Source organism: Nostoc sp. 'Peltigera membranacea cyanobiont' 232, from assembly GCF_002245985.1.
Classification (GTDB): Bacteria; Cyanobacteriota; Cyanobacteriia; order Cyanobacteriales; family Nostocaceae; genus Nostoc.
Map to the genome: position 1 here is coordinate 1 of NZ_NOLK01000257.1, position 6482 is coordinate 6482.

A 6482-nucleotide genomic window follows, 5' to 3' on the forward strand; every position below is an offset into this window, starting at 1 on the left:
CCCAATCCTAGAAGCCAAAATAAAGTTATAACTCTTGTGGAGTAATCACATAATGCAATCAGCAAACAAACTACCGCGATGGTTAACTATAGGATTGGCATTTCCTATTGCTATTCTCAACGGTTGGCTATTAATCCAGGTTGTACAGTATTTTCAACCCTTGGTCAGCATTATCGCCGCCGCCATCCTACTGGCTTTCGTCTTGAACTATCCCATCCAGTTTTTGCAAGAACAAGGGGTAAAACGTAATTTAGCGATCGCAGGAGTGTTGCTTTTAACTCTAGTGATTTTAGTCGCTTTAGGCATCACCTTGGTTCCGCTGATTATCCAGCAACTCAACGAGCTAGCCAATATTTTGCCCAGTTGGATTGATTCTGGAACTCAGCAACTGCAAGCCTTCCAGGATTGGGCGTTAAGTCAACAACAGCTTCCCATTAATTTAAGTGGTTTATTTACCCAAGTTCTCGATCGATTATCTAACCAACTTCAGTCCTTTACTGGTAGAATCCTTGGTTTTGCCGTCGATACTATTGGTATTGTTCTCAACGTGCTACTGGCGGTAGTGCTGACTGTCTATCTAATATTAAACGGCGAGCGTCTTTGGGACGGAATATTTCAGTGGTTTCCCCATAACATTGGGTTAAGATTGCGGGAATTACTGCGAGAGGATTTTCAGAATTACTTTATCGGTCAAGCAACATTGGGAGCCGTGTTAGGTGTGACAATTACACTGGCATTTGTGGCGCTGCAAGTTCCCCTGGCTTTGCTTTTTGGCATCGGGATTGGTTTGTTTTCTCTCTTCCCTTTTGGTACAGGAGTAGGTATTGCTATAGTCAGTCTTTTGGTGGCGTTGCAAAACTTTTGGTTAGGAGTTGAAGTTTTAGGTGTAGCTGTTGCAATCGACCAAGTTAATTCTAATTTTGTTGCACCTCGAATTCTTGGTAATTTGACTGGTTTAAATCCCGTGTGGGTGGTGATTTCTTTGCTGTTGGGGGCAAAATTAGGAGGAGTGCTGGGTTTGCTAATTGCAATCCCAATTGCCAGTTTTATCAAGGGTACAACAGATAGTTGGCGGGCTGGAGAGTTTAATAAAATAGATGATATTGTGTCAGAGCCTGTTACGGTAACAAGTGAAAAAGCAGGAACTTATAGTTAGAATTAAATATGTAAGTGAAGAAAACTGCTGATTGTTTTCGTCCTAATTTTTTGCGGCTCCTTTTTATAAATAAGTTAAGAATTTAGGTGAACTGGAATTGCGATCGCGAACTCAGTTCCTTTGCCAAAAACCGATATGCACTCCAACTGACCACCGTGTTTTTCCACAACAATTTGATAGCTGATAGATAGACCTAATCCAGTTCCTTTCCCAACGGGTTTAGTTGTGAAAAATGGATCGAATAATCGCTTTTGCAAACTCTCTGGAATGCCAGGGCCATTATCGGAAATGCGAATAATTACTTGATTGTCATTGGTTAATTGAGTCCGAATGCAAATTTTTCCTTTATCTATTAATAATGACTCTTCGAGAGCATCAATAGCATTTGCCAAAATATTCATAAATACCTGATTAAGTAACCCGGCGTAGCATTCTACTTGGGGAAGCTCGCCATATTCTTTAATTATGTTGATGCTTTTACCGATTTGGTGATTTTGGAGACGACTTTGTAAAATTACTAGGGTGCTATCAATACCTTCATGGATATCAACTAATTTTTTGTCAGATTCATCCAGACGAGAAAAGTTTCGTAAGGAAAGAATAATTTGCTCGATTCGCCTGGTACCAACCTCCATAGAAGTGAGAAGACGGGGGAGATCGGTAGTTAAAAAATCCAGTTCAATTTGTGCGATCGCAGTTTTAATTTCCGCTTCTGGTTCGGGATAACATTGTTGGTATAATCTAATGAGATTGAGTATATTTTGACTATATTCGATGGCGTGGACAAGGTTCCCAGCAATAAAGTTGACAGGGTTATTGATTTCGTGGGCAATACCGGCAACGAGTTGTCCTAATGCAGCCATCTTTTCATTTTGAATTAATCGCGTATAGTTTTGCTGAAGATCGCAAAAGCCTGCTTTGGCAATTCTAGATTGTTCTTCTACTTGCTGTAGGTGAAGGAGTGTTAATACATGAATTTGGGAGTAGGCTAAGAGTAATTGATGAAAATCAACCACCTTATATTTTCCAGACGTAGTTTTAACTAAAATCGGCTCATAGGTGATTTGGAGTGGTTGTTGTAAAGTTGCCTGAGTAGCATTGACAATGAGCGTATCTTCAGAAAAGACTAATATCTCTGTCTGGAAAAACTTGTAAAGAATTCTAATCGGTTTTATGGAAAATAGTGCCAAACTGTAGGGATAGCTCATCTGCTCAAAAAATTTCCGCCGTGAAATCATCCCCACATATTGTTGATTATTATTGAGGATAATTCCTGGTAGTAAAGGCTCTTGCTTAAAGAGAATAGCTAAATCATTGCCGGGACGCTCTACTTCGATGTGAACTTGCCAAGAGGGTAATTCCTGCAAAGTTGATTCTAATTGCAAGTTCGGTTCATCAGCTTTTGTTGTACCACCAATAATGGGCATACTCTCATGTCTTGACTGCCGAAGTAATATTTCTGGTAACATTATGAATACCCGTCTCTATAATTTCAAAGTTCATCAATCGTTACAAACTTATCTTTCCCAGATTGCTGTCCAAAATTCACAGTGTGGATGTGGGAATATAGAGTACCTCGGCAAATCCAATATTTTGATGACTGCGTAGATGTTTAACTATTAGTGAATTTGGTAACTTAGAAATTCAATCTAGCCATTTATCGAAACAGAATTCAGGAGTCAGAATGGGCTAAACCTTAGCTATCCGCTAACAGAATGAATTGTGACCGAAAAAGCGGATAAATAAATGGGTTTAAGACCCACACCAAATTGAAAATTTGGTGGTCAACAACACAGTCGCGGGTCTGAATCCCCGACTGATAGCGCCGGCGGCAAGCGAGTCCGCGTACCCCTGCGGGGAAGCGCAGCGTCTCGTAGAGAGCGTCTTGATTCTGACTCCTGTTAGCGGGTAGCTAAGGTTTAGCCCATTCTGACTTCTGAATTCTTCTTCAACTATTAAATAAGAATAATTTTAGTTCTAGGTCTTATTACTTTTTATTGACTTGTTGGACAAAGGTATTCAAGGCAATTTGCATGACCTTTGTATTGACTCTGGGCAAGATAAAAAAGCAACTCTCACCCGTGTTTGGCTGGACAAAGCCATAGGTGTACAACCACTGCTAAATAGGGCGATGGAGAGCCTCTCAACGCTAGAAACTATCTTTACCTTTTAAATTTTATGAATGCAGTGAAACTGAAACCCAAATTTGTTTGCGATCGCACTACCTTGCAATGCTTTAAAGGGTCATTGCATTGAGAAAAATGGATAAAGTCGAGCTAAGGATGACAATTTTACCACTTCATCCTTTCTAAATGTAATACATGAGTTCTTTTTGCTTTCGGATCGATCTTCGGTCACAAAGGTCTTGGAGTGTATATTTTTCCAAAACGGAGTTAGCAGCCTGACGTGCTTCCTGCCAGACTTCCTGAATTAGCTCACCTTCTACCGTGTTGGGAGTCGGCTCATCATCAGATACAGCAATATCTGACCCTTCCATGCAGCTAAAAGCATCCAACACTGTAATTTTTCCAGGGTCTCGTGCCAGAACATAGCCACCTTTGGCTCCGCGTATACTCTTAATTAAGCCTCCACGCCTTAATGTTGCCAGGAGTTGTTCCAAATAGCGGTTTGGTATGTCTTGTAAGACCGCTATTTCTCGAATTTGTAGGGCTTCACCGTTAGGGTAGCAGGCTGCTAACTCTAACAGGGCTAGAAGTGCGTATTCTGATTTGTTAGAGATTACCACAGGCGTAATATTTTAAACTCACACTTAAATATACAAAGTTCTTAAGTTTGTTTCCCTAAGCTATTGTTAAGAAAAACTTTACAATCAACTTATTGTTGACCGGCTAACTCTACTTTAAAGACCTTCAAGCATAGAAGCAACTATATTTTATTTTTAATTCAATAAATAAAAGTGATTGATTATTCTCCAGTCTTCTTGAGGTTGAATTGACTCAAAGAATTACTCTGTCTTGGTTTCAATCCATTAGAAAGCAACAAAAATTAATAGCAAACCCAATCAGAGATAAAAGCAGCATTAGTGCAAACCGTTACACATACAAATTTCTCGAAAATGGCAGAATGACTGTAAAGGTAGTTCCTGTACCGATCGCACTTTCGACAATAATCTTGCCGCTATGTAAATCTACAGCCTGCTTGACGATGGACATCCCTAATCCCATTCCTGGGATATTACCTGTATTACTGGCACGATGGAAGGGTTCAAAGATGTGTTCAATGTCAGGAGCAGGAATGCCAATACCAGAATCTTGAGTTTGGAATATAGCTCGATCGTTAGCAGTGGTGACAGAAAACTTAACTGTGCTACCAATGGGAGAGTATTTTAGACAATTCGACAATAAATTACTTAAGATTTGCCGCAGTAGTTTAGCGTCTAAGTTAGCTGGGGTGCATTGGCACTCACTGCTAAAAACGATCGCATGTTGGGAGCGATCGCTCTGTTTTAACTCTTCTAATAGATCGCGGCAAAATTCCACCAAATTTAGAGGTGTGGGATTAAACTCTAACTTGCCTGTTTCATCTTGATTCAGCACTGATACATCATTCAGCAACTGGGTTATATGCATAACAGATGTTTGAATGCGACGCAGGTGAATCTGTTGTCGCTCGTCGCTCCATAGATGGCGATAATGTTCTAGTAGTTCCGCAGAAGAGTGGATGGTAGCCAAGGGGTTGCGAAACTCATGGGAGGTGGTAGTGAGCAAGCGGGATTTAAGTTCACTAAACTCTCTTTCTTTGGCAAGCGCTTGTCGCATCGCCTCTTCTGCCCATTCCAGCTTGGCTTGGGTGCGCTTGCTTTCGCTAATATCCCGCAATAGCCACCGCAGTCCAACTAAGTTACCTTGTTGATTACGGATAGCAGCTACCTTCACTGCTACCATAATGGATGTTTTGTCACGCGGTCGCAGGTTTACTTCCCACTCTTGCATTTTCCAGTTTGGAATTGCGGCGCGATCGCGTAGATGATTCAGTTTCAAATGAAAAGCAATTAGTTCTTTCTCAAGCACAAAATTTGCAAGAGGTTTGCCCAACAAGAAATTCTTTGAGATGTTCAACAGAGTATGGGCGGCAGAATTAGCTTCTTGAATTACTCCTTTTGGATCGGTTACTAAATAGGCATCTGGTACTTCCTCAAACAGTTCCTGGTAGCGTTGACCTTGTGCTATTAATGACTGTTGAGCGCTGGATAATTCTTCATTCTGTTGCTGTAAGTCTTCATTAGCTATTTGCATTTCTTCCAAAGCTAGGTAGAGTTCCTTGAATACATCTGTGACGAGTTCAATATCTTCCTGTGCTTTTTGCTGTTCACTCTGGCGTTGCAAAAGGGCAATGCGCTGACGCATATTCTGGATCTGTAAGGCTAAATCGTCCAAATTCACGCTCTCACTCCTAATTTGGATCTCTAAAGTTGGGTTTTATTTGAGATTCTCTACTGGGACGATCTTAGCTTTTGCTGTTCAGCAGTTAATTAGACATCTCCAAATATGAAATATGCTTTATCCATAAACCTTGTAGAGACGCAGCATTGCGACATCTCTACATTCTTTTAGTTATCAATTTCATCGCTTGAATTTAATTTTGATGCTATTGGTTTAATAAATTTTATTTGGAAGTCCCTGAATATTTTTGTCTGGCAATGTCACTCAATTTGGTTCTTAAATCTGCCCATTTGATACCTGCTAGGCTGGGTAATACAACATGAGCGGCTCCAACTCGTTCAACGGGGCCAAGTCCTACTGCCCACATTCCAGCAGCTAGAGCCGCCTCAACGCCTGCTGCGGCATCTTCTACAACTACAGATTGCACTGGTTCGATTTCTAGCTGCTGGGCTGCGTACAAAAATAAGTCGGGTGCGGGCTTAGGTTGCTGTACGCTATAACCGTCCGCGATCGCATCTACTTTATCAGCAATGCCCAATCGCTCAATTACTGTCTGGGCATTTTTACTAGCTGAACCAATGCCGATTTTAATCCCAGCTTGTCGCAGTTCATCCAAAAGAGCGATCGCACCTGGTAACAAATCCTTGGATGTCATATTTTGAATCAATTCCACATAGTATTGATTTTTGCGCTCCATCATCTCTAGGATTTGAGCTTCTGTATATGGTCTATCCCCAAGAATCAGCATGAGGGAAGCACGGCGAGATACACCCCGCAGCGCTTCGTTATCCTGGCGATTAAATGATATACCCTCTTCATCTGCCAACTTCTTCCAAGCTAGATAATGAAGTTCTGCTGTATCTGTTAGCACACCATCTAAATCGAAGATGAATCCTTGGATGTTGGGGGATTGGGGATTGGGG

General features: G+C 41.1%; 5 protein-coding genes and 1 pseudogene. 1 reads left to right on the top strand and 5 read right to left on the bottom strand.

Annotated features, from left to right (window positions below):
• Positions 1-52 precede the first annotated feature (52 nt).
• Entirely contained in the window at positions 53-1156 is a 1104-nt protein-coding gene (locus tag CDG79_RS38155) for an AI-2E family transporter (protein ID WP_094346715.1), read from the top strand.
• Positions 1157-1230: 74 nt separating this feature from the next.
• On the opposite strand, the gene CDG79_RS38160 is transcribed toward CDG79_RS38155, so the two are convergent.
• The 5 genes and pseudogenes from CDG79_RS38160 to pgmB form a co-directional block, all read right to left on the bottom strand.
• Positions 1231-2583 carry an ATP-binding protein gene (locus CDG79_RS38160; RefSeq protein WP_223278600.1) on the bottom strand — a complete coding sequence of 451 codons (1353 nt, stop codon included), beginning with the start codon at positions 2581-2583 and terminating at the stop codon, positions 1231-1233.
• A 569-nt stretch (positions 2584-3152) separates the two neighbouring features.
• Positions 3153-3275 (bottom strand): annotated as a pseudogene (locus tag CDG79_RS44530) (IS630-like element ISAva6 family transposase); the annotation flags it as partial.
• Positions 3276-3464: 189 nt separating this feature from the next.
• Entirely contained in the window at positions 3465-3902 is a 438-nt protein-coding gene (locus tag CDG79_RS38165) for an RrF2 family transcriptional regulator (protein ID WP_094346717.1), read from the bottom strand.
• Between the two features lie 307 nt (positions 3903-4209).
• Positions 4210-5559 carry a PAS domain-containing sensor histidine kinase gene (locus tag CDG79_RS38170; protein ID WP_094346718.1) on the bottom strand — a complete coding sequence of 450 codons (1350 nt, stop codon included), beginning with the start codon at positions 5557-5559 and terminating at the stop codon, positions 4210-4212.
• 223 nt (positions 5560-5782) lie between these two features.
• Positions 5783-6482, bottom strand: a 700-nt coding sequence (gene pgmB / locus CDG79_RS38175) for a beta-phosphoglucomutase (RefSeq protein WP_094346719.1), incomplete at its 5' end; no start/stop codon positions are given.

Excerpts from the sequence above, each read along its gene's own strand:
- CDG79_RS38155 (WP_094346715.1), top strand. The coding sequence starts at position 53 with ATGCAATCAGCAAACAAACTACCGCGATGGTTAACTATAGGATTGGCA.
- CDG79_RS38160 (WP_223278600.1), bottom strand. The coding sequence starts at position 2,583 with ATGCCCATTATTGGTGGTACAACAAAAGCTGATGAACCGAACTTGCAA.